The sequence below is a fragment of the Streptomyces sp. NPDC060205 genome, assembly GCF_042728395.1.
Lineage (GTDB): Bacteria > Actinomycetota > Actinomycetes > Streptomycetales > Streptomycetaceae > Streptomyces.
Genome location: NZ_JBHWZP010000091.1, coordinates 1 through 23,890, shown reverse-complemented (window position 1 = coordinate 23,890; position 23,890 = coordinate 1). Strand labels below are relative to the sequence as shown.

The 23,890-nt window shown below is 70.6% G+C and carries 20 protein-coding genes; 17 read left to right on the top strand and 3 right to left on the bottom strand.

All coding sequences use genetic code 11. The features are described from left to right. Nucleotides 1-123: 123 nt before the first annotated feature. Complete coding sequence (gene thrS / locus ACFWGJ_RS18215) at nt 124-2,100, top strand: threonine--tRNA ligase (protein ID WP_387325366.1); 1,977 nt, start codon at nt 124-126, stop codon at nt 2,098-2,100. Nucleotides 2,101-2,164: 64 nt separating this feature from the next. Here the strand turns inward: thrS and ACFWGJ_RS18210 are convergent, their stop codons facing one another. Further along, the gene (locus ACFWGJ_RS18210) at nt 2,165-2,821 is read right to left on the bottom strand and encodes a potassium channel family protein (protein WP_387325364.1); all 657 of its coding nucleotides are present in this window, start codon (nt 2,819-2,821) and stop codon (nt 2,165-2,167) included. A gap of 67 nt (nt 2,822-2,888) precedes the next feature. On the opposite strand from ACFWGJ_RS18210, the gene ACFWGJ_RS18205 reads away from it, so the two are divergent. Continuing rightward, nucleotides 2,889-3,449 carry an HIT family protein gene (locus ACFWGJ_RS18205; protein ID WP_387325361.1) on the top strand — a complete coding sequence of 187 codons (561 nt, stop codon included), beginning with the start codon at nt 2,889-2,891 and terminating at the stop codon, nt 3,447-3,449. A gap of 36 nt (nt 3,450-3,485) precedes the next feature. Here the strand turns inward: ACFWGJ_RS18205 and ACFWGJ_RS18200 are convergent, their stop codons facing one another. Together ACFWGJ_RS18200 and ACFWGJ_RS18195 are read right to left on the bottom strand one after the other, a co-directional pair. Further along, nucleotides 3,486-5,147, bottom strand: coding sequence for a hypothetical protein (locus tag ACFWGJ_RS18200; protein ID WP_387325359.1), 1,662 nt, complete (start codon nt 5,145-5,147; stop codon nt 3,486-3,488). 167 nt (nt 5,148-5,314) lie between these two features. Next, nucleotides 5,315-7,513: an elongation factor G-like protein EF-G2 gene (locus tag ACFWGJ_RS18195; protein WP_387325358.1), complete on the bottom strand. Its 2,199-nt coding sequence runs from the start codon at nt 7,511-7,513 to the stop codon at nt 5,315-5,317. A gap of 282 nt (nt 7,514-7,795) precedes the next feature. Here ACFWGJ_RS18195 and pgsA point away from each other — a divergent pair, with 282 nt between their 5' ends. The 15 genes from pgsA to ACFWGJ_RS18120 all read left to right on the top strand — a co-directional run bounded on the left by pgsA (nt 7,796) and on the right by ACFWGJ_RS18120 (nt 23,842). After that, nucleotides 7,796-8,518, top strand: coding sequence for a phosphatidylinositol phosphate synthase (gene pgsA / locus ACFWGJ_RS18190; protein WP_387325356.1), 723 nt, complete (start codon nt 7,796-7,798; stop codon nt 8,516-8,518). Further along, entirely contained in the window at nt 8,515-9,513 is a 999-nt protein-coding gene (locus tag ACFWGJ_RS18185; protein ID WP_387325354.1) for a phosphatidylinositol mannoside acyltransferase, read from the top strand. The genes pgsA and ACFWGJ_RS18185 overlap by 4 nt, the downstream gene beginning before the upstream one ends. Next, a complete protein-coding gene (locus tag ACFWGJ_RS18180) occupies nt 9,510-10,682 on the top strand; it encodes a glycosyltransferase family 4 protein (RefSeq protein ID WP_387325352.1) in 1,173 nt (390 codons plus the stop codon). The genes ACFWGJ_RS18185 and ACFWGJ_RS18180 overlap by 4 nt, the downstream gene beginning before the upstream one ends. 262 nt (nt 10,683-10,944) lie before the next feature. Beyond that, a complete protein-coding gene (locus ACFWGJ_RS18175; protein ID WP_387325350.1) occupies nt 10,945-11,490 on the top strand; it encodes a hypothetical protein in 546 nt (181 codons plus the stop codon). A 190-nt stretch (nt 11,491-11,680) separates the two neighbouring features. Continuing rightward, the gene (gene pdxS, locus ACFWGJ_RS18170; protein ID WP_210891880.1) at nt 11,681-12,604 is read left to right on the top strand and encodes a pyridoxal 5'-phosphate synthase lyase subunit PdxS; all 924 of its coding nucleotides are present in this window, start codon (nt 11,681-11,683) and stop codon (nt 12,602-12,604) included. A gap of 138 nt (nt 12,605-12,742) precedes the next feature. Next, nucleotides 12,743-13,348 carry a pyridoxal 5'-phosphate synthase glutaminase subunit PdxT gene (pdxT, locus tag ACFWGJ_RS18165; protein ID WP_387325347.1) on the top strand — a complete coding sequence of 202 codons (606 nt, stop codon included), beginning with the start codon at nt 12,743-12,745 and terminating at the stop codon, nt 13,346-13,348. Between the two features lie 76 nt (nt 13,349-13,424). After that, nucleotides 13,425-14,177, top strand: a complete 753-nt coding sequence (locus tag ACFWGJ_RS18160) for a YebC/PmpR family DNA-binding transcriptional regulator (protein WP_210891876.1) — start codon at nt 13,425-13,427, stop codon at nt 14,175-14,177. 223 nt (nt 14,178-14,400) lie between these two features. After that, complete coding sequence (gene ruvC, locus ACFWGJ_RS18155; protein ID WP_387325345.1) at nt 14,401-14,946, top strand: crossover junction endodeoxyribonuclease RuvC; 546 nt, start codon at nt 14,401-14,403, stop codon at nt 14,944-14,946. Next, nucleotides 14,943-15,554, top strand: a complete 612-nt coding sequence (gene ruvA, locus ACFWGJ_RS18150) for a Holliday junction branch migration protein RuvA (protein ID WP_387325343.1) — start codon at nt 14,943-14,945, stop codon at nt 15,552-15,554. The genes ruvC and ruvA overlap by 4 nt, the downstream gene beginning before the upstream one ends. A 161-nt stretch (nt 15,555-15,715) precedes the next feature. Then, nucleotides 15,716-16,786: a Holliday junction branch migration DNA helicase RuvB gene (ruvB, locus tag ACFWGJ_RS18145; RefSeq protein ID WP_366787081.1), complete on the top strand. Its 1,071-nt coding sequence runs from the start codon at nt 15,716-15,718 to the stop codon at nt 16,784-16,786. Between the two features lie 164 nt (nt 16,787-16,950). Continuing rightward, nucleotides 16,951-17,484 (top strand): preprotein translocase subunit YajC, encoded by a 534-nt coding sequence (gene yajC, locus ACFWGJ_RS18140; protein ID WP_387325341.1) that lies wholly within the window; start codon nt 16,951-16,953, stop codon nt 17,482-17,484. A gap of 141 nt (nt 17,485-17,625) precedes the next feature. After that, nucleotides 17,626-19,377, top strand: coding sequence for a protein translocase subunit SecD (gene secD, locus ACFWGJ_RS18135; RefSeq protein WP_387325340.1), 1,752 nt, complete (start codon nt 17,626-17,628; stop codon nt 19,375-19,377). 1 nt (nt 19,378) lies between these two features. Then, the gene (gene secF / locus ACFWGJ_RS18130) at nt 19,379-20,512 is read left to right on the top strand and encodes a protein translocase subunit SecF (protein WP_387325338.1); all 1,134 of its coding nucleotides are present in this window, start codon (nt 19,379-19,381) and stop codon (nt 20,510-20,512) included. Next, nucleotides 20,509-21,057 (top strand): adenine phosphoribosyltransferase, encoded by a 549-nt coding sequence (locus tag ACFWGJ_RS18125; protein WP_387325335.1) that lies wholly within the window; start codon nt 20,509-20,511, stop codon nt 21,055-21,057. Before secF ends, ACFWGJ_RS18125 begins: the two co-directional genes overlap by 4 nt. A gap of 229 nt (nt 21,058-21,286) precedes the next feature. Beyond that, nucleotides 21,287-23,842: a RelA/SpoT family protein gene (locus tag ACFWGJ_RS18120; protein WP_387325333.1), complete on the top strand. Its 2,556-nt coding sequence runs from the start codon at nt 21,287-21,289 to the stop codon at nt 23,840-23,842. Nucleotides 23,843-23,890 lie beyond the last annotated feature (48 nt).

Here is a 23,890-nt window from a genome sequence, read left to right as displayed (position 1 = left end):
GGAGCGGCCTTGGGCCGGGCGTGGGGATAACCGTTTCGCGGTCGGTGCCCCCGGCTCGGTACGATCGCTTCCGAGACGCGCGCAGGAGTCGCCGCACGCGTTCCCTTCAGGCAGGAGAGTCCGGTGTCAGACGTCCGTGTGATCATCCAACGCGATTCCGAGCGGGAAGAGCGCGTGGTGACGACGGGGACTACGGCGGCCGAGCTCTTCGCCGGTGAGCGCACCATCGTCGCCGCACGCGTGGCGGGCGAGCTGAAGGACCTCGCGTACGAGGTGCAGGACGGCGAGACCGTCGAGAGCGTCGAGATCTCCTCCAAGGACGGCCTCGACATCCTGCGCCACTCCACCGCGCACGTGATGGCCCAGGCCGTGCAGGAGCTGTTCCCCGAGGCCAAGCTGGGCATCGGCCCGCCGGTCAAGGACGGCTTCTACTACGACTTCGACGTGGCCAGGCCCTTCACCCCCGAGGACCTCAAGGCCGTCGAGAAGAAGATGCAGGAGATCCAGAAGCGCGGCCAGCGCTTCTCCCGCCGGGTGGTGACCGACGAGGCCGCCCGCGAGGAGCTGGCCGACGAGCCGTACAAGCTGGAGCTCATCGGCCTCAAGGGCGCCGCGTCGAGCGACGACGGCGCGGACGTCGAGGTGGGCGCCGGCGAGCTGACCATCTACGACAACCTCGACGCCAAGACCGGCGACCTGTGCTGGAAGGACCTCTGCCGCGGTCCCCACCTGCCCACCACCCGGAACATCCCGGCGTTCAAGCTGATGCGCAACGCCGCCGCCTACTGGCGCGGCAGCGAGAAGAACCCGATGCTCCAGCGCATCTACGGCACCGCCTGGCCCACCAAGGACGAGCTCAAGGCGCACCTGGAGTTCCTCGCCGAGGCCGAGAAGCGCGACCACCGCAAGCTCGGCAGCGAACTCGACCTGTTCTCCGTCCCGGAGCAGATCGGCTCGGGCCTCGCGGTCTTCCACCCCAAGGGCGGCATCGTCCGCCGCGTCATGGAGGACTACTCGCGGCGCCGCCACGAGGAGGAGGGGTACGAGTTCGTCTACACCCCGCACGCCACCAAGGGGAAGCTCTTCGAGACCTCGGGCCACCTGGACTGGTACGCCGACGGCATGTACCCGCCCATGCAGCTCGACGAGGGCGTGGACTACTACCTCAAGCCCATGAACTGCCCCATGCACAACCTGATCTTCGACGCGCGCGGCCGCTCCTACCGTGAACTGCCGCTGCGCCTCTTCGAGTTCGGGACCGTCTACCGGTACGAGAAGTCGGGCGTCGTGCACGGCCTGACCCGCGCCCGCGGCTTCACCCAGGACGACGCGCACATCTACTGCACCAAGGAGCAGATGGCGGAGGAGCTCGACAAGACGCTCACCTTCGTCCTCGGCCTGCTGCGGGACTACGGCCTGACCGACTTCTACCTGGAGCTGTCCACCAAGGACCCGGAGAAGTTCGTCGGCTCGGACGAGGTGTGGGAGGAGGCCACCGAGACGCTGCGGCAGGTGGCCGAGAAGCAGGGCCTCCCGCTCGTCCCGGACCCGGGCGGCGCCGCGTTCTACGGGCCGAAGATCTCCGTCCAGACCAAGGACGCGATCGGCCGGACCTGGCAGATGTCGACCGTGCAGCTCGACTTCAACCTGCCGGAGCGCTTCGACCTGGAGTACACCAGCCCCGACGGCTCCAAGCAGCGCCCGGTCATGATCCACCGTGCGCTGTTCGGCTCGATCGAGCGCTTCTTCGCGGTGCTCCTTGAGCACTACGCGGGCGCGTTCCCGGCGTGGCTGGCGCCCGTCCAGGCGGTCGGCATCCCGATCGGCGACGCGCACACCGACTATCTGCACAAGTTCGCCGCCGAGGCGAAGAAGAAGGGGCTGCGCGTCGAGGTCGACTCGTCCTCCGACCGTATGCAGAAGAAGATCCGCAACGCCCAGAAGCAGAAGGTGCCCTTCATGGTCATCGCGGGCGACGAGGACATGGCCGCCGGCGCCGTCTCCTTCCGCTACCGCGACGGCTCCCAGGAGAACGGCATCCCGCTCGACGAGGCCATCGCGAAGATCGCGAAGGTCGTCGAGGAGCGCGTGCAGATCTGAGCGACCCGCAGCCCGCGGTGCCCACCCGCACTCCGTGGCGTGCGACGGAAAGCCCCCGGCCGGCTCAGCCGCCCGGGGGCTTCTCGTTGCCCTCGCCGGCGAAGACCTGCAGCAGCCACGACGAGAACGACCCCGTCACCGCGCCGAGCAGGGCCAGCCCGCAGGCCATCAGCCCCACCGCGATCAACCGCCCCACGGGCGTCACGGGAGCCACATCGCCGTACCCCACGGTCGCCAGCGTCGCGCAGGTCCACCACACCGCGTCGCCGAAGGTGTGGATCGTCGCCCCCGGCGCCGCGCGCTCCTGCTGGTACACGGCGAGCGCGCCCGCGAAGCCGAGCAGCGACACGGCCAGACCCGCGTACGTGATCACCCGGGCGTGCAGGGCCAGCCGGGGCCGCCCACGCCTGCGCTGCACGGTCTCGTAGACCTTCACCACGCGCAGCGGGCGCAGCAGGGGCAGCACCAGGACGACCGTGTCCAGCCAGTGCTTGCGTACGAACCGGGGCCCCAGGCCGCTCAGCCGCCACCGCACGGCGTAGTCGACGGCGAACACCGCCCAGGCCGCCAGCATCGCCGCGACACAGGCGCTCGGCCACGGCTCCGGCAGCCGGTGGCCCAGGACCCGGATCGCGTACGCGGTGAAGAAGAGCCCCGAGGCGACGACGAGCGGCAGCTCGGTGCGGCGCTCCCAGCGGGTCGTGCGGGTGTCGTCGTCCATCACCTCAGCTTGGCGGCGGGCGCTTTCGCGCGGTACCCGGCGACACGCCGCGAACGGGCGAAGCCATATGCTTCACCCCATGACGAGTGAGCCGGAGCAGCAGATCGGAGTCGGCACACAGGACGCGTTCCAGCGCCTGTGGACGCCCCACCGGATGGCCTACATCCAGGGTGAGAACAAGCCGACCGGTCCCGGTGCCGGCGACGGCTGTCCCTTCTGCTCGATTCCGGCGAAATCCGACGAGGACGGGCTCGTCATCAAGCGCGGCGAGCAGGTCTACGCGGTGCTCAACCTGTACCCGTACAACGGCGGGCATCTGATGGTCGTGCCCTACCGGCATGTCGCGGACTACACCGATCTGACCGTCCCGGAGACCGCCGAACTCGGTGAGCTGACCAAGCAGGCGATGACCGCGCTGCGGACCGCGTCCGGTGCGCACGGCTTCAACATCGGGATGAACCAGGGCTCGGTCGCCGGGGCCGGTATCGCCGCGCACCTCCACCAGCACATCGTGCCCCGCTGGGGCGGGGACACGAACTTCATGCCGGTGGTCGGGCACACCCGGGTGCTGCCGCAACTCCTCGCGGACACCCGGAAGATGCTCGCGGAGGCCTGGCCGTCGGTCTGAGGCCCGGCCTCCCGGAGGTCCACCCGGCGTGGACGCCTAGGCGTCGTACAGGTCCGCCTTTCGCGGGGAGGCCTCCTGGACGGCCCCGCTGAGGGCGGACGAGCGGCTGCCGAACTTCGTCGTGTCCACGCCGTTGTCGTTCAGCACCCGGATCGCTGCCGCGTGCACCACCCGCAGCACGGGGGTCGCCGCGCGCAGGGCGTCGTCCGCCATGAAGCGGTGCCGCCAGGGCTTGGCCGCCCAGGCGTGCCGCAGACCGAAGGGCTCCGGCAGGGTCAGCTTGCCGCCGAGGTGGTCGAGGATCGGCGGATACCAGGTGAAGGGCGCGCGCACCGCGAGCCGTACGACCTCGTCGGCGTCGACCAGCGGCAGCTTCTGCGTCTTGGTCTCCCAGAACCTGACGGTCTTCGGGACCGTCTTCGTCTTGGCGGCGGGCCCGCTGGTGAACAGCGAGTGCACCGGCCCCAGGGCGTGTCCGGTGACCTCGATGCGCAGCGTCTCGTGCAGCACGGTCACGGTGATCAGCATCGTGATGACCAGCTGGCCGTCCCAGAGCGTCCACTGGACGCCGAGGTAGTGGCGGTCACCGCTGCCGAACTGCTGCTTGTTGCAGATCTCCTGTATTTTGTGCGGCTTGACCTGGTACGCGTCCACGTCGGTGCCGCCGGGGCGGGAGACCGAGCCTGCGTTCTCGTTGATCGGTGTGACCACCCAGTGCTTTATCGAAGGCGCCGGGAAACCACCGGTGTTGAGCGGGCCGCGCTCCAGCATGCGCAACTGGTCGTGGATCGAGCGGATGACGTCCCAGCTGCGGAACGGATGGATCTCCTTGGTGGAGTCCGCCGACACCAGGTCCTCGGCGAGCTGCCAGGTGCCCCAGCGCGTGCCCATGCCCAGTATTCCCTTGGGGCCCGCGTAGAAGACCGAGTTCGACTGCTGCTCGGCGCTCAGCCGGGCCAGGCCCTGGCGCAGCCGCTCGGCCGTCGTCTCGCCTGGGCTGCCGGGCACGGCCTCGGGAATCTTGGCGCCGATACCGCCGCCCGCGAGCAGGCTGCTCCAGCGCTCCCGCAGATCGTGGGCCGTGCGCTCGCAGATCTGCTTCGCCCAGACCCAGCCGAGGACGGGCGCGACGATCGCGGCGCGCGCATACCAGGCCCAGAAGCCGCTGAAGGGCATCTTGAGCAGGAAGAGGACCGCCAGGCCGCCCACCCCGATCAGGATCGTGGTGGCGAGGACCCCGGCCCGCTTGTCCTCGACCTTGGCGACCGAGCGGCGGATCTGGAAGACCAGCAGCCACAGCAGCAGACCGGGCAGGAAGATCAGGCCGGTCAGCACCATGACCGCGGTGAGCCAGCTGTCCCGCTCCTTGCGGATGCGGTTCGCCGCCAGGCAGTGCTCGACGACCACCTGCGGCTCCGTGCCGAAGGACTGGATGAGCGGGCTGCGGCCACCGCCCAGCATCCTGAGCTGCACGGCCCGGGCGAAGGCCTCGCCCAGGTTCGGCTTGAAGATCGACGCCCACTTGCGGCCCGGCGAGACCTTCGACTGGTGCCACTCGCTGTTGGCGTCGAGGATCGCTTCGACGGGACTGTCGCGGTAGGCCGCGGAGGCGAGCGCGAACGTCGCCGCCGTCTGTCCCGCGGAACCCGAGAGCGGAACCTGTGCTCCCGGGCTGAAATCGAATGCGTCGTCCGCCATTACCGCCCCCATCGCCGCCTTGCCCCGCTGCTGCGGCATTCCCGACTTCGGTGCTCCGCACACCTGTTGATCAGGTCATCGTCTTGATCAGGTTCTCAGAGTATCGCCAGGGGCCGACATTCGTCGGCGGACGGCCGCAGCCGCCCGCCGATCGATGGGGAGGGCAACTAGTGCGCGCCCTGCGCCTGTTCGCGGATCCGGTCGGTCAACTGCGGCGGCATGGGCTCGTGCCGGGCGTAGCTGCGGTTGAAACGCGCGGTGCCGTGCGACAGGGAGCGCAGATCGACGGCGTACCGTCCGATCTCGATCTCCGGGACCTCGGCGCGTACGAGGGTCCGGCCGCCCGGCGCCTGCTCGGTGCCCACGACCCGCCCGCGGCGGCCCGACAGATCGCTCATCACGGCCCCCACGTACTCGTCGCCCACCAGGACCGTCACCTCGGCGACGGGCTCCAGGAGATGGATCCGCGCGTCGGTCGCGGCCTCCCGCAGGGCGAGCGCGCCGGCGGTCTGGAACGCCGCGTCCGAGGAGTCCACGGAGTGCGCCTTGCCGTCGGTCAGTGTGATCCGCACGTCGATGAGCGGATAGCCCGCGGTCACGCCCCTGGCGGCCTGGGCGCGCACTCCCTTCTCCACGGACGGGATGAACTGCCGGGGCACGGCACCGCCCACCACCTTGTCGACGAACTCGATGCCGGAGCCGCCGGGCAGCGGCTCCACCTCGATCTCGCAGATCGCGTACTGCCCGTGCCCGCCGGACTGCTTCACATGACGGCCGCGCCCGCCGGACTTCGCGGCGAAGGTCTCCCGCAGGGACACCTTGTGCGGTACGACGTCGACCTGGACGCCGTACCGGTTGCGCAGCCGTTCCAGGGCGACGTCCGCGTGGGCCTCGCCCAGGCACCACAGGACGACCTGGTGGGTGTTCTGGTTCTGTTCCAGGCGCATGGTGGGGTCCTCGGCCACCAGGCGGCCAAGGCCCTGCGAGAGCTTGTCCTCGTCGGCCTTGCTGTGCGCCTGGATGGCGAGCGGCAGCAGGGGGTCGGGCATCTCCCACGGCTCCATCAGGAGGGGGTCGTCCTTGGCCGAGAGCGTGTCACCGGTCTCGGCGCGGCTCAGCTTGGCCACACAGGCCAGATCGCCCGCGATCGCGTGGGTCAGGGCGCGCTGCTGCTTGCCGAAGGGCGCGGAGAGGGCGCCGATGCGTTCGTCGACGTCGTGGTCCTCGTGGCCGCGGTCGGCTAGGCCGTGCCCGGAGACGTGCACCGTCTCGTCGGGGCGCAGCGTCCCGGAGAACACCCGCACCATCGACACCCGGCCCACGTACGGGTCGGAGGCGGTCTTCACGACCTCGGCGACCAGTGGTCCGTCCGGGTCGCAGGCCTTGACGCGGCGGGCCCGGCCGTCCGGGGTGGTGACCAGCGGGGCCTCGCGCTCCAGCGGCGTCGGGAAGCCGCCCGTGATCAGTTCGAGCAGTTCCACCGTGCCCAGCCCCTGCCGAGCACCCTCGGCGGCGGGCGCGGCGGCCAGCACCGGATGGAAGACCCCGCGTGCGACAGCCCGCTCCAGGTCCTCCACGAGAGTCCGGAAATCGATCTCCTCACCGCCGAGATAGCGGTCCATGAGGGTCTCGTCCTCGCTCTCCGCGATGATTCCCTCGATCAGCCGGTTGCGGGCCGACTCGATGAGCGGCATCTGCTCGGGACCCGGCTCGGACTCCTTGCGCTCCCCGGACGAGTAGTCGAACAGCCGCTGCGAGAGCAGCCCGATCAGCCCCGTCACCGGCACATGCCCGTCGGGGCCCGCGGAGCCGTGCAGCGGCAGGTACAGCGGCAGTACGGCGTCGGGGTCGTCCCCGCCGAAGGCGTCCGCGCAGATCCGGGTCATCTCGTCGAAGTCGGCCCGCGCCGACTCCAGATGCGTCACCACGATGGCTCTCGGCATGCCGACCGCCGCGCACTCCTCCCACACCATGCGCGTCGAGCCGTCCACGCCGTCCGAGGCCGAGACGACGAAAAGGGCCGCGTCCGCCGCTCGCAGACCGGCCCTCAGCTCGCCGACGAAATCGGCGTAACCGGGAGTGTCCAGCACATTTATCTTGTATCCGGCCCAGTCGACCGGGACCAGGGAGAGCTGCACCGAGCGCTGCTGGCGGTGCTCGATCTCGTCGTAGTCGGAGACGGTGCCGCCGTCCTCCACACGGCCCGCCCTGTTCACCGCTCCCGCGGTCAGCGCGAGAGCCTCCACCAGAGTCGTCTTGCCCGAACCGCTGTGGCCGACCAGCACCACATTCCGTACGGACGCGGGGTGGTCGGCCGCCGTAGCCCTGCCGGCGGCTCCGGGGTGTGCGTTCGCCTTGTCGCCCATGGAATTGCCTCCCGTGCACGGTGAGGTCACTGGGGGCGCGGGCCGACGGATCCGCGAATGGCGGCTCCGATGACGCCCGCGGTGCCATCGAGCTTCGCACTCGCGTCACGGTGCGTCCATACACCGGACGCGATCGCGCCGCCCTCCTGCCGGGCCCCCGGATGTCACCAGGACGTGACCCGGGGCGCGGGTGCCCGACCGTCGCACACGCGCACGCGTGGCTACGATGGGCCAGCCGGTGGCCAGCAGGGCCGCCCGGCCACACCGACCGTCGGGAAGGCCATGCTGAACAAGTACGCGCGTGCATTCTTTACGCGTGTCCTCACACCGTTCGCCGCGTTTCTCATCCGCCGGGGGGTGAGCCCCGACACGGTCACCCTCCTGGGCACGGCCGGTGTGGTGGCGGGCGCGCTGGTCTTCTACCCCCGCGGAGAGCTCTTCTGGGGCACGATCGTCATCACGCTCTTCGTGTTCTCGGACCTGGTCGACGGCAACATGGCACGCCAGCTGGGCCGCTCCAGCCGCTGGGGCGCCTTCCTGGACTCGACCCTCGACCGGGTGGCCGACAGCGCGATCTTCGGCGGCTTCGCCCTCTGGTACGCGGGCAACGGTGACGACAACGTCCTGTGCGCCGTGTCGATCTTCTGCCTGGCCAGCGGCCAGGTGGTGTCCTACACCAAGGCCCGGGGCGAGTCGATCGGCCTGCCCGTCGCCGTCAACGGCCTGGTCGAGCGCGCCGAACGCCTGGTGATCTCGCTGGTCGCGGCCGGCCTCGCGGGCTTCCACAAGACCTTCGGCGTACCCGGCATCGACGTACTGCTGCCGATCGCGCTGTGGATCGTCGCCGTGGGCAGTGTCGTCACCCTCGTCCAGCGCGTCGTCACGGTGCGCCGCGAGGCCGCCGAGGCCGACGCGGCGGTCGCCGCCCCGCCCGGGAACACGCCGGGAAGCACTCCGGGGAACACGCCGGGGAACGCTTCGCGCAACAGCGGGGCCACCTCGTGAGCGGTCTGCGGGACCAGCTGACCTACGCCGCGTACGCCGCGGGCTGGGGAGCCGTCAAGAAGCTCCCCGAGCCGGTCGCCGTGCGCCTCGGCCGGACGATCGCCGACCTCACCTGGAAGCGGCGCGGCAAGGGCGTACTGCGGCTGGAGTCGAACTACGCGCGCGTGCTGCCCGACGCGAGCCCCGAGCGGCTCGCGGAGCTGTCCCGCGCGGGCATGCGTTCGTATCTGCGCTACTGGATGGAGTCGTTCCGGCTGCCCGCGTGGAGCAAGGAACGCATCAGGAGTGGTTTCGAGCCGAAGGACCTCCACCATCTGACCGAAGGGCTCGCCGCGGGCAAGGGCGTCATCCTCGCGCTGCCGCACCTGGGCAACTGGGACCTCGCGGGCGCCTGGGTCACCACCAGGCTTCAGACGCCGTTCACGACGGTCGCCGAGCGCCTCAAGCCCGAGAAGCTCTACGACAGGTTCGTGGCGTACCGCGAGGGCCTCGGCATGGAGGTGCTGCCGCACAGCGGCGGCACCGCCTTCGGCACGCTGGCCAGACGCCTGCGCGACGGCGGCCTGGTCTGCCTGGTCGCCGAACGCGACCTGTCCGCCTCCGGGGTCGAGGTCTCCTTCTTCGGGGACACCACCCGGATGCCCGCGGGCCCGGCGCTGCTCGCCCAGCAGACCGGCGCGCTGCTGCTGCCGGTGACCCTGTGGTACGACGACTCGCCCGTGATGCGTGGCCGGGTCCATCCCCCCGTCGACGTACCCGAGTCAGGTACGCGGGCCGAGAAGACGTCTGTCATGACGCAGGCGCTGGCCGATGCCTTCGCCACGGGGATCGCCGACCATCCGGAGGACTGGCACATGCTGCAACGCTTGTGGCTCGCCGACCTTGAGCCCCGCCCGGGGACGACCACGGCGGAGCCGGTCCCTGGACCGGCCGGTGGGGAACTCCCGTCCGCGGCCCCGCACGACGATCAGGTCCGGCCGGGGGAGCGCCCGTGAGGATCGGCATCGTCTGCCCGTACTCCTGGGACGTCCCCGGGGGAGTCCAGTTCCACATCCGCGACCTGGCCGACCATCTGATCGCGCTCGGACACCATGTGTCCGTCCTCGCGCCCGCGGACGACGACACACCGCTGCCGCCGTACGTCGTCTCGGCGGGCCGTGCCGTCCCGGTGCCGTACAACGGCTCGGTCGCGCGCCTGAACTTCGGGTTCCTGTCCGCCGCGCGGGTGCGCCGCTGGCTGCACGACGGCACGTTCGACGTGATCCACATCCACGAGCCGGCCTCGCCCTCCCTCGGCCTGCTGGCCTGCTGGGCGGCCCAGGGACCGATCGTCGCCACCTTCCACACGTCGAACCCGCGGTCCCGCGCGATGATCGCCGCGTACCCGATCCTGCAGCCCGCGCTGGAGAAGATCAGCGCGCGGATCGCGGTGAGCGAGTACGCCCGGCGCACGCTCGTCGAGCACCTGGGCGGCGACGCCGTCGTCATCCCGAACGGCGTCGACGTGGACTTCTTCGCGAAGGCCGAACCCAACCCCGAGTGGCAGGGCGGCACGCTCGGCTTCGTGGGCCGCATCGACGAGCCCCGCAAGGGGCTGCCGGTCCTGATGAAGGCGTTGCCGAAGATCCTCGCCGAACGGCCCGAGACCCGGCTGCTGGTCGCCGGACGCGGTGACGAGAAGGAAGCGGTCGAGAAGCTTCCGGCTGAGCTGCGTTCGCGGGTCGAGTTCCTCGGCATGGTCAGCGACGAGGACAAGGCGCGGTTCCTGCGCAGCGTCGACGTGTACGTGGCGCCCAACACCGGCGGCGAGAGCTTCGGGATCATCCTGGTCGAGGCGATGTCGGCGGGCGCGCCCGTGCTCGCCTCCGACCTCGACGCGTTCGCCCAGGTCCTCGACCAGGGCGCGGCGGGCGAACTGTTCGCCAACGAGGACGCGGACGCGCTGGCCGCGTCGGCGGTACGGCTCCTCGGCGATCCGGCGCGGCGCGCGGAACTGCGTGAGCGGGGGAGCGCGCATGTGCGGCGCTTCGACTGGTCGACGGTCGGCGCGGACATCCTGTCCGTGTACGAGACCGTCACGGACGGGGCGGCGGCGGTAGCGGCGGCGGACGAACCGGCGGAGCCGGGGGGTTTGCTGGCCCGCTTCGGCCTCGCCCGGGACTGACCCTCCGGGGGCAGTGTTTCGGCTGCGGCCCGGTGGGGGCTGATCGCGCAGTTCCCCGCGCCCCTTAAGGGCGGGGCTTCGCCCCTGCCCGCCTGTCCGCCGGGCGGGATGAAAAGCACGGCGGAGCCGGCTTTTCAGGGGCGCGGGGAACTGCGCGACCAGCCCCCACCGGACCCGCACCCGAACACGGTCGCACAGGCGCCGCAGGCGCCATCCAGGGGCGTCGCCGAGCAAGGCGCCCCCACCGGTAGCGTGTGCCCCCGTGACCTCCACACTGATCTGGATCGTGGTCGCCCTCGCGGCGATCGGCCTCTACCTGAGCTGGACGGCAGGCCGCTTGGACCGCCTGCACTCACGCATCGACGCGGCCCGCGCCGCCCTCGACGCACAGCTCCTGCGCCGCGCCTCGGTCGCCCAGGAACTCGCCACCGCCGGCGTGCTCGATCCGGCCGCGTCGATGGTGCTCTACGAGGCCGCGCACGCCGCCCGGCAGGCCGAGGAGGACCACCGGGAGGTCGCCGAGAGCGACCTCAGCCAGGCACTGCGGGCCGTCTTCGGGGAGACCGAGCAGGTGGCGGCCGTCCAGGCGGCCCCGGGCGGCGAGGACGCGGCCCGCGAACTCGCCCAGGCCGTCCGCCGCGTACCGATGGCCAGGCGCTTCCACAACGACGCCGTACGCGCGGCCCGCGCCCTGCGCCGCCACCGCAAGGTGCGCTGGTTCAGGCTGGCCGGGCACGCCCCGTTCCCGCTGGCCTTCGAGATGGACGACGAGCCGCCGACGGCGCTGGCGGACCGCCCCGGGACGTAGGTGGGCGGGGCCGCCCGGGGCCGTGGTCCGGGTAGGTGCGTGAAGACTGGACGAGGCCCTGACCAGCGGAAAAGATCGGCGGGGGCCGGAAAATGAGCCACCGCCTACCCATTGGCCCTTGCTGTGGCCTGGCCCCCGGGCGTTTCCTCGGTGTTTGCAGAAGCCCTCTTTCACCGAGTGAGGTCAACCCGTGTCCAGCACGCTCTCCCACCCCGTCCAGCCCACCGACACCCCGGCCACCGGCACCGCGCGCGTGAAGCGCGGCATGGCCGAGCAGCTCAAGGGTGGCGTGATCATGGACGTCGTCACGCCCGAGCAGGCGAAGATCGCCGAGGACGCGGGCGCCGTGGCCGTCATGGCCCTGGAGCGGGTCCCGGCGGACATCCGCAAGGACGGCGGCGTGGCGCGCATGTCCGACCCGGACATGATCGAGGGCATCATCGAGGCCGTCTCGATCCCGGTGATGGCCAAGTCGCGCATCGGCCACTTCGTGGAGGCCCAGGTCCTGCAGTCCCTCGGCGTCGACTACATCGACGAGTCCGAGGTGCTCACCCCCGCCGACGAGGTGAACCACTCCGACAAGTGGGCCTTCACGACCCCCTTCGTCTGCGGTGCCACCAACCTTGGCGAGGCCCTGCGCCGCATAGCCGAGGGCGCCGCCATGATCCGCTCCAAGGGCGAGGCCGGCACCGGCAACGTCGTCGAGGCCGTGCGCCACCTGCGCCAGATCAAGAACGAGATCGCCCGGCTGCGCGGCTACGACAACAACGAGCTGTACGCCGCCGCCAAGGAACTGCGTGCCCCGTACGAGATCGTCAAGGAGGTCGCCGAACTGGGCAAGCTCCCGGTCGTGCTGTTCTCCGCGGGTGGCGTGGCCACCCCCGCCGACGCCGCCCTGATGCGCCAGCTCGGCGCTGAGGGTGTCTTCGTCGGCTCCGGCATCTTCAAGTCCGGCGACCCGGCCAAGCGCGCCGCCGCCATCGTGAAGGCCACCACCTTCTACGACGACCCGAAGATCATCGCGGACGCGTCCCGCAACCTGGGCGAGGCCATGGTGGGCATCAACTGCGACACCCTCCCCGAGTCCGAGCGCTACGCGAACCGCGGCTGGTAGTCCGTCCCTCCGAACGCAAAGCACCCTCCGGGCGGTGAGCGCCGTCCGGACGGAAAGCACCCTTCGGGCGGTGAGCGCCGTCCGGACGGAAAGCACCCTCTCCAGAGCACCCCTTCACACAAGGCAGGCACTCCGTAGATGAGCACCACCCCCGTCATAGGCGTCCTGGCCCTCCAGGGCGACGTACGGGAGCACCTCATCGCCCTGGCCGCGGCGGACGCCGTGGCCAGGCCGGTGCGGCGCCCCGAGGAACTCGCCGAGGTCGACGGACTGATCGTCCCCGGCGGTGAGTCCACCACCATCTCCAAACTGGCCGTCCTGTTCGGCCTGATGGAGCCCCTTCGCGCGCGCGTGCGGGACGGCCTGCCCGTCTACGGCAGCTGCGCGGGCATGATCATGCTCGCCGACAAGATCCTCGACCCGCGCTCGGGCCAGGAGACCATCGGCGGCATCGACATGATCGTGCGCCGCAACGCCTTCGGACGGCAGAACGAATCCTTCGAGGCGAAGGTCGACGTGAGGGGCATCGAGGGCGATGCTGTGGAGGGACTCTTCATCCGGGCCCCCTGGGTGGAGTCGGTGGGCGCGCAGGCCGAGGTGCTCGCCGAGTACGGCGGCCACATCGTCGCCGTACGCCAGGGCAACGCGCTCGCCACGTCGTTCCATCCGGAACTGACGGGCGACCACCGCGTGCACGCTCTCTTCGTCGACATGGTGCGCGCGACCCGGACAGCGACGTCCTAGTAGGATCTGGGGGTCCCCCAGGCTCTCGAAGCCTCGGGAGTTCGTACTGGTTGGGTTACGCGAAGGAGACAGGCAGATGTCCGGCCACTCTAAATGGGCCACGACGAAGCACAAGAAGGCCGTGATCGACGCCAAGCGCGGCAAGCTCTTCGCGAAGCTGATCAAGAACATCGAGGTCGCGGCGCGGATGGGCGGCGTGGACCTCGACGGCAATCCGACGCTTTACGACGCCGTGCAGAAGGCCAAGAAGTCCTCGGTCCCGAACAAGAACATCGACTCCGCGGTCAAGCGCGGCGGTGGTCTCGAAGCCGGCGGCGCCGACTACGAGACGATCATGTACGAGGGATACGGCCCGAACGGTGTCGCGGTGCTCATCGAGTGCCTCACCGACAACCGCAACCGCGCCGCCTCGGACGTACGCGTCGCCATGACCCGCAACGGCGGCAACATGGCCGACCCGGGTTCCGTCTCGTACCTCTTCAACCGCAAGGGCGTCGTCATCGTCCCCAAGGGCGAGCTGTCCGAGGACGACGTCCTCGGTGCCGTGCTCGACGCGGGTGCCGAGGAGGTCAACGACCTCGGTGACACCTTCGAGGTCCTCTCCGAGGCCACCGACCTGGTCGCGGTGCGCACCGCGCTCCAGGAGGCCGGCATCGACTACGACTCCGCCGACGCCAACTTCGTCCCGACCATGCAGGTCGAACTGGACGAGGAGGGCGCCCGGAAGATCTTCAAGCTCATCGACGCCCTTGAGGACAGCGACGACGTGCAGAACGTCTTCGCCAACTTCGACGTGAGCGACGAGGTCATGGAGAAGGTCGACGCGTAACACCGCACACCGCGCACCGCACGCGGCACGTCCACGCGCCGCGGACGGTACGGGCTCAACGGGCCGACGGGACACCTCCCGTCGGCCCGTCCCGTTGTCGGCCCGCCCCCTCGCCGGGCGTCGCTGGCGGGCGTTGTCGGTGGCACCCGATAACCTGCACGAATCGGGGACAGCTCCCCGGTGGCGGCCGGGTGGGGCCGACCAAGTCGAAGGAGGGGGCCGGGTGCGGGTACTGGGCGTTGACCCCGGATTGACCCGGTGCGGTGTCGGTGTCGTCGAGGGCGTGGCGGGCCGGCCGCTCACCATGATCGGCGTCGGAGTCGTCCGCACCCCCGCCGACGCGGAGTTGGGGCAGCGTCTCGTCGCCATCGAGCAGGGCATCGAGCAGTGGCTCGACGAGCACCGTCCCGAATTCGTCGCCGTGGAGCGGGTGTTCAGCCAGCACAACGTCCGTACGGTGATGGGCACCGCCCAGGCCAGCGCGGTCGCGATGCTCTGTGCGGCCCGGCGCGGCATCCCCGTCGCCCTGCACACCCCCAGCGAGGTCAAGGCCGCCGTCACCGGCAACGGCCGCGCGGACAAGGCCCAGATCGGCGCCATGGTCACGCGGCTGCTGCGGCTCGACGCGCCCCCCAAGCCCGCCGACGCCGCCGACGCCCTCGCTCTCGCCATCTGTCACATCTGGCGTGCCCCGGCCGTGAACCGCCTCCAGCAGGCGCAGGCCGCGCACCGCCGGGCCCAGCTCTCCACCCGGAAGGTCACCCGATGATCGCCTTCGTCAGCGGCAAGGTCGCCGCCCTCGCCCCCGACTCCGCGGTGGTCGAGGTGGGCGGCATCGGCATCGCCGTCCAGTGCACCCCCGACACCCTCTCCGGGCTGCGCATGGGCCAGGAGGCCCGGCTCGCCACCTCCCTGGTCGTCCGCGAGGACTCACTCACGCTGTACGGCTTCGCGGACGACGACGAGCGCCAGACTTTCGTGCTGCTGCAGACCGCCAGCGGGGTGGGGCCGCGGCTGGCCCAGGCGATGCTCGCCGTGCACAGCCCGGACGCCCTGCGGCGCGCGGTGTCCACGGGGGACGAGAAGGCGCTCACCGCCGTTCCCGGCATCGGCAAGAAGGGGGCCCAGAAGCTGCTGCTCGAACTGAAGGACCGCCTCGGGGAACCGCTCGGCACGGGCGGCGCGGCGATCGGGCGGCCCGTCGCCACGGGGTGGCGGGAGCAGTTGCACGCCGCGCTGATCGGGCTGGGGTATGCGACCCGGGAGGCCGACGAGGCGGTTTCGGCGGTTGCGCCGCAGGCGGACGCCTCCGGCGAGGCGCCGCAGATCGGTCAGTTGCTGAAGGCCGCGCTTCAGACGCTCAACCGGGCCCGCTGAGCCCCTGCCGGGGGCGGCCGTGATGAACCTGCGGGTGCGTCGTGGCTGGTCGCGCAGTTCCCCGCGCCCCTTGCGGGGCGCGCCTGCGCGGGTCGCGCCCACGCGAAGAACAACCTCACCTGTATGACCCGGAACCACCCCTACACCGCGAGGCACGCCGAATGAACTGGGACGAGACGACCGACGACGGTAGCGGCGAGCGGCTCGTCGGTGCGGCCGGGGACCGTGAGGAGCAGGCCGTCGAGGCCGCCCTGCGGCCCAAGGACCTCGGTGAGTTCATCGGTCAGGAGAAGGTCCGCGAGCAGCTCGACCTCGTCCTGCGTGCCGCACGCGCGCGGGGCGCCACCGCGGACCACGTGCTGCTCTCCGGCGCGCCCGGCCTGGGCAAGACCACCCTCTCGATGATCATCGCCGCCGAGATGGAAGCCCCGATCCGCATCACCAGCGGCCCCGCCATCCAGCACGCGGGCGACCTCGCGGCGATCCTCTCCTCCCTCCAGGAGGGCGAGGTCCTCTTCCTCGACGAGATCCACCGCATGTCGCGGCCCGCCGAGGAGATGCTCTACATGGCGATGGAGGACTTCCGCGTCGACGTCATCGTCGGCAAGGGTCCCGGCGCCACCGCCATCCCCCTCGAACTGCCGCCCTTCACGCTCGTGGGCGCCACCACGCGCGCGGGTCTGCTGCCGCCCCCGCTGCGCGACCGCTTCGGCTTCACCGCGCACATGGAGTTCTACGAGCCCGCCGAGCTGGAGCGCGTCATCCACCGCTCCGCACATCTGCTCGACGTGGAGATCGACACGGACGGAGCCGCCGAGATCGCCGGCCGCTCCCGGGGCACGCCGCGTATCGCCAACCGCCTGCTGCGCCGGGTCCGCGACTACGCCCAGGTCAAGGCCGACGGCGTCATCGACCAGGACATCTCCAGCGCCGCCCTCGCGGTGTACGAGGTGGACAGCCGCGGCCTCGACCGCCTCGACCGGGGTGTCCTCGAAGCCCTGCTCAAGCTCTTCGGCGGCGGACCCGTCGGCCTCTCCACGCTGGCCGTGGCGGTGGGGGAGGAGCGGGAGACCGTCGAAGAGGTGGCCGAGCCCTTTCTCGTACGCGAGGGGCTGCTGGCCCGGACACCCCGGGGCCGTGTCGCCACTCCGGCCGCGTGGGCCCACCTGGGCCTCACGCCGCCCCGGTCGTCAACCGGTGGAAACGGACAAGGGGACCTGTTCGGGGCGTGACGGCGAGGGGGCTCGCGAGGTCAGGAACCCCGGTGCCATGCTGAGCGTTGTTCCTTGACGGCGGACTCGCTTAGACTCCGCCGATGCCGCCCTTGCCGACGGCGTACATACCCCCATCCAGCAGGCCGCTCACCATCGCGGTCGAATGAAGGAAGTTCCGTCCCGTGAGTCTCGTGACCCTCCTCCCGTTCATCGTGCTCATCGGGGCCATGTTCCTGATGACCCGGTCGGCCAAGAAGAAGCAGAATGCGGCTGCGCAGATGCGCAACGAGATGCAGCCCGGCACCGGCGTCCGCACGATCGGTGGCATGTACGCGACCGTCAAGGAGGTCAACGAGGAGACGGTCCTCCTCGACGCCGGCCCGGGCGTCGACCTGCTCTTCGCGAAGAACGCCATCGGCGCGGTCCTCGGCGACGACGAGTACAACCGCATCGTCCACGGCATCGAGCACGACCTGAAGTCCGACGAGTCGGTCGTGCCGGACGACGCCTCCTCCCTCACCGAGACGGACGAGTCCGCCGACGTCTCCGACGACAAGCACATCGACCTCGGCAAGAAGGACGCGGCCGAAGAGCCCGTCGCCGAGCCGGCCGTCGAGCCCGTCGTCGAGCCCGCCGACGAGTCCGCCGTCGCGGAGCCGAAGAAGACCGACGGCGCCGAGCTCAAGAAGTCCGACGGCGAGTCCGACACGAAGTAGCCACGACCGGGGGACCGCGAAGTGCGCCGCTCGCGCGCCGCGGTCCCCGGACGTCCGGCTTCGCGCGGAACCTCCACACCATTTGATGCCCGTCCGCGAAGGTACCGAGAGACCGGGCGGACGAAGAGGGAGAACAAGAAGGTGGCAGCACCCAAGAAGGGCCGACAGGGCACCCAGGGCAGGCCGGGGCGCACCTTGGCCCTGATCCTGATCGCCATCGTGGCGCTCACCGGCGGCATGTTCGCCTCCGGGCACACGACACCGCGACTGGGCATCGACCTCGCCGGCGGTACGAGCATCACGCTCCAGGCGAAGAACGAGCCCGGTCAGAAGAACGCGATCAACAAGACCAACATGGACACCGCGGTCGACATCATGAACCGCCGTGTCAACGGTCTGGGCGTCAGCGAAGCGGAGGTGCAGACCCAGGGCGACAGCAACATCATCGTCAACATCCCCAAGGGTACGAACTCCGAGCAGGCGCGGGAACAGGTCGGCACCACCGCCAAGCTCTACTTCCGCCCCGTGCTGGTCACCGAGGTCACCGGCGCCGACGCCGCGACCCCGTCCCCGAGCGCGTCCGGCAGCTCCTCCGCGAGCCCCTCCGCCTCGGCGAAGGAGAGCGAGAAGGCCACCTCGTCCTCGTCGCCCTCCGCCTCCGCCACCTCGCAGGGCCGGGCGGTCACCGACGCGCTGAAGGCCGACCCCACTCCCTCGGGGAGCAGCACGGGCAGCGAGTCCGCCGCTGCCAGCCCCTCGGCGTCCGCGAGCACCGACCCGGCGACCGCGAAGCTCCAGGCGGAGTACGCCAAGCTGGACTGCAGCAAGAAGACGGTCCGCGCCAAGGCCGGTGACGGCGTCAAGGCCGGTGCCCCGACCGTGGCCTGCGGCCAGAACTCGCAGGGCCAGTGGCAGAAGTACATCCTCGGCCCGGCCGAGGTCGAGGGCACGGACGTCGACAAGGCCTCGGCCGTGTTCGACACCCAGGGTGCCGCGGGCTGGAAAGTCACCATGGACTTCACCGGCAAGGGCGGCAAGAAGTTCGCGAGCATCACGGGCAAGCTGGCGCAGAACCAGTCCCCGCAGAACCAGTTCGCCATCGTCCTCGACGGTGAGGTCGTCTCCGACCCGTACGTCAGCCAGGCGCTGACCGGCGGCACCGCGGAGATCTCCGGCAGCTTCGACCAGCAGGAGGCGCAGGACCTCGCCAACATGCTGTCGTACGGCGCGCTGCCGCTCACCTTCACCGAGGCGAGCGTCACCACCGTCACCGCCGCGCTCGGCGGCGAGCAGCTGGAGGCCGGTCTGATCGCCGGCGCCATCGGCCTGGCCCTGGTCATCATCTACCTGGTGGTCTACTACCGCGGCCTGTCGATGATCGCCATCGCCTCGCTGCTGGTCTCCGCGGTCATGACGTACGTGATCATGTCGCTGCTCGGCCCGACCATCGGCTTCGCGCTGAACCTGCCCGCGGTCTGCGGCGCCATCGTGGCCATCGGGATCACGGCGGACTCGTTCATCGTGTTCTTCGAACGCATCCGCGACGAGATCCGCGAAGGCCGAAGGATGCGCCCCGCGGTCGAGCGTGCCTGGCCGCGCGCCCGGCGCACCATCCTGGTCTCCGACTTCGTGTCGTTCCTCGCCGCCGCCGTGCTCTTCGTCGTCACCGTCGGCAAGGTCCAGGGCTTCGCCTTCACCCTGGGGCTCACCACCCTGCTCGACGTGGTGGTCGTCTTCTTCTTCACCAAGCCGCTGATGACGCTTCTGGCCCGCAGGAAGTTCTTCGCGGAGGGCCACAGCTGGTCCGGCCTCGACCCGAAGCGACTGGGCGTGCAGCCGCCGCTGCGCCGCACCCGTCGTGCGTCCGCCCCCGTCGACACGAAGGAGGCGTGAGATGTCGAAACTCGGCACCCTCGGCGCCCGGCTCCACCGCGGCGAGATCGGCTACGACTTCGTCGGCAAGCGCAAGATCTGGTACGGCGTCTCGATCCTGATCACCATCACGGCGATCCTGGGCCTCGCGGTGCGCGGTCTGAACATGGGCATCGAGTTCCAGGGCGGCGCCGTCTTCACCACCGAGCGCACCAGCGTCTCGGTGAGCCAGGCCGAGACGTACGCGGAAGAGGCCTCGGGCCACGACGCGATCGTCCAGAAGCTCGGCAACGGCGGACTGCGCATCCAGGTCGCCGGCGTCGACACCAGCAAGTCCGACCAGATCAAGAAGACCCTCGCCACGGACCTCAAGGTCGACCCGGAGAGGATCAACGCCGACCTGGTCGGTCCCAGTTGGGGTGATCAGGTCGCCAACAAGGCCTGGCAGGGCCTGGCGATCTTCATGGTCCTCGTCGTGATCTATCTGGCGATCGCCTTCGAGTGGCGCATGGCCGCCGCCGCGCTGGTGGCGCTCATCCACGACATCACCATCACGGTCGGCGTCTACGCGCTCGTCGGATTCGAGGTCACGCCGGGCACCGTGATCGGTCTGCTCACGATCCTCGGCTACTCGCTGTACGACACGGTGGTCGTCTTCGACAGCCTCAAGGAACAGACGAAGGACATCACCAAACAGACCCGCTACACCTACAGCGAGATCGCCGACCGCTCGATCAACGGCACCCTGGTGCGTTCCATCAACACCACGGTCGTCGCGCTGCTCCCGGTGGCGGGCCTGCTGTTCATCGGTGGCGGTGTCCTCGGCGCGGGCATGCTCAACGACATCTCGCTGTCGCTGTTCGTCGGCCTCGCGGCCGGTGCGTACTCCTCGATCTTCATTGCCACGCCGCTCGTCGCCGACCTCAAGGAGCGCGAGCCGCAGATAAAGGCACTGAGGAAGCGCGTCCTGGCCAAGCGGGCCGCCGCCGCGGCGAAGGGCGAGTCCCTGGAGGCCCCGGTCGTCGAGCGCTCGTACGACGACGAGGAGCCGGACGACGAGGACGCGACCCCCGCGGTCGTCGGACCCCGTGCCCAGCGCGCCCAGCCGTCGTCCCGGGGCAGGGGCCGCGGCCGTCCCTCGGGCAAGCGCCGATGACCGGACTCGCCGACACCACGGCGCTGCTGCTCAGCCGGATCCGTGACGTGCCCGACTACCCGGAGCCGGGCGTGATGTTCAAGGACATCACCCCGCTCCTGGCGGACCCGGCGGCGTTCACGGCGCTCACCGAGGCCCTGGCCGGGATCAGTGTCCGCAACGGCGCCACGAAGATCGTCGGCCTGGAGGCCCGCGGCTTCATCCTGGGCGCTCCCGTCGCGGTCCGCGCCGGCCTCGGCTTCATCCCCGTACGCAAGGCGGGCAAGCTCCCCGGAGCGACCCTCAGCCAGTCGTACGAGCTGGAGTACGGCTCCGCCGAGATCGAGGTGCACGCCGAGGACCTCACGCCGGGCGACCGCGTCATGGTCGTCGACGACGTCCTCGCCACCGGTGGCACCGCCGAGGCCTCGCTCCAGCTGATCCGCAGGGCGGGCGCCGAGGTCGCCGGGGTCGCCGTTCTCATGGAGCTGGGCTTCCTGGGCGGCCGTGCCCGTCTGGAGCCCGCTCTGGACGGCGCCCCGCTGGAGGCGCTGCTCACGGTCTGAGCGACCGGACGACCGACCCGCCCGGCAACCGGGCGGCCACCCGTCCGACACCGCTCAGAACCCCGCAGGACACCGCGCAGGCGGGTCCCGGAGGAATCCGGGACCCGCCTCTCGTGTTTCTCTGGTGGAAGACCGTCCCACCGGCCGGAGGCGAGAGTCGGGCCCAGGATCGCTACCATGGGGTTTCCGGAGCCTGACCGGGGACCCGGATCGCGCACGAGGAGCCCTCTTGCCAGACGAGGCCCAGCCACTCGCCCCCAGGGCCGAACGCCCGGGGGTACCACCGGCCGCCAAGCCCGAGCAGCCCGCGGCGCCCGCGGGCACGCCCGCCGCGCCCGCGCCCGCGAAGAACGGGTCGGCCGCCCCGGCCAAGGCGGCGGATCAGCCGCGTCCCGAGCCGGCGGCTCCCGAGCGGCAGGCCTCCGCGCCCGCGGCCCGCCCCGCGTCCGCCGCCCGGCCCGCCTCCGGTCAGCCCGCGCGCTCCGGCGGCGGCTCCTCCAACCGCGTACGGGCCCGGCTCGCCCGTCTCGGCGTCCAGCGCTCGAACCCGTACAACCCGGTGCTTGAGCCGCTGCTGCGGATAGTGCGCAGCAACGATCCGAAGATCGAGACGGCCACGCTGCGCCAGGTCGAGCGCGCCTACCAGGTCGCCGAGCGCTGGCACCGCGGCCAGAAGCGCAAGAGCGGCGACCCGTACATCACGCACCCGCTCGCGGTGACGACGATCCTCGCGGAACTGGGCATGGACCCGGCGACGCTGATGGCGGGCCTGCTCCACGACACGGTCGAGGACACCGAGTACGGGCTCGACACCCTCCGCAAGGACTTCGGCGACCAGGTCGCCCTGCTCGTCGACGGCGTCACCAAGCTCGACAAGGTCAAGTTCGGCGAGGCCGCGCAGGCCGAGACCGTCCGCAAGATGGTCGTCGCCATGGCCAAGGACCCCCGCGTCCTGGTCATCAAGCTCGCCGACCGCCTGCACAACATGCGCACCATGCGGTACCTCAAGCGCGAGAAGCAGGAGAAGAAGGCGCGCGAGACCCTGGAGATCTACGCGCCGCTCGCCCACCGCCTGGGCATGAACACCATCAAGTGGGAGCTGGAGGACCTCGCCTTCGCGATCCTCTACCCCAAGATGTACGACGAGATCGTGCGCCTGGTCGCCGAGCGCGCCCCCAAGAGGGACGAATACCTCGCCATAGTGACCGACGAGGTCCAGTCCGACCTGCGCGCGGCCCGCATCAAGGCGACCGTCACCGGCCGCCCGAAGCACTACTACAGCGTCTACCAGAAGATGATCGTCCGCGGCCGTGACTTCGCGGAGATCTACGACCTGGTGGGCATCCGCGTCCTCGTCGACACGGTCCGCGACTGCTACGCGGCACTGGGCACCGTCCACGCCCGCTGGAACCCGGTTCCGGGGCGGTTCAAGGACTACATCGCGATGCCCAAGTTCAACATGTACCAGTCGCTGCACACGACGGTCATCGGGCCCAACGGCAAGCCGGTCGAACTCCAGATCCGTACGTTCGACATGCACCGCCGCGCCGAGTACGGCATCGCCGCCCACTGGAAGTACAAGCAGGAGGCCGTCGCCGGCGCCTCCAAGGTGCGCTCCGACCAGCCGCGGACCACCGGCAAGGACGACCACCTCAACGACATGGCGTGGCTGCGCCAGCTCCTCGACTGGCAGAAGGAGACGGAGGACCCGGGCGAGTTCCTGGAGTCCCTGCGCTTCGACCTCTCGCGCAACGAGGTCTTCGTGTTCACGCCGAAGGGCGACGTGATAGCGCTGCCGGCCGGCGCGACCCCCGTCGACTTCTCCTACGCGGTGCACACGGAGGTGGGCCACCGCACGATAGGAGCACGCGTCAACGGACGCCTCGTACCGCTGGAGTCGACCCTCGACAACGGCGACCTCGTGGAGGTCTTCACCTCCAAGGCGGCCGGCGCCGGACCGTCCCGGGACTGGCTGGGCTTCGTCAAGTCGCCCCGCGCCCGCAACAAGATCCGCGCCTGGTTCTCCAAGGAGCGCCGCGACGAGGCCATCGAGCAGGGCAAGGACGCCATCGCGCGGGCCATGCGCAAGCAGAACCTGCCGATCCAGCGCATCCTCACCGGCGACTCGCTGGTCACGCTCGCGCACGAGATGCGCTACCCCGACATCTCGTCCCTGTACGCGGCCATCGGCGAGGGCCATGTGGCCGCGCAGGGTGTCGTGCAGAAGCTCGTGCAGGCGCTCGGTGGCGAGGAGGCCGCCACCGAGGAGATCGACGAGAGCGTCCCGCCCGCCCGCGGCCGGGGCCGCAAGCGCCGCTCGAACGCCGACCCGGGTGTGGTCGTCAAGGGCGTCGACGACGTGTGGGTCAAACTGGCCCGCTGTTGTACGCCCGTTCCCGGCGACCCGATCATGGGCTTCGTGACGCGCGGCAGCGGGGTGTCGGTCCACCGCACGGACTGCGTCAACGTCGACTCCCTGTCCCGCGAGCCCGAGCGCATCCTCGACGTCGAGTGGGCCCCCACCCAGTCCTCGGTCTTCCTGGTCGCCATCCAGGTCGAGGCCCTGGACCGCTCGCGGCTCCTGTCGGACGTCACCCGCGTCCTGTCCGACCAGCACGTCAACATCCTGTCCGCGGCCGTCCAGACGTCCCGCGACCGGGTGGCCACCTCCCGCTTCACCTTCGAGATGGGCGACCCCAAGCACCTGGGCCACGTCCTGAAGGCGGTCAGGGGAGTGGAGGGCGTGTACGACGTCTACCGGGTGACCTCGGCCCGCAGGCCCTGACCGGCCGGGCCCGCTCGTCAGCCCCGTCAGCCTCCGCCGCGCGTGGGC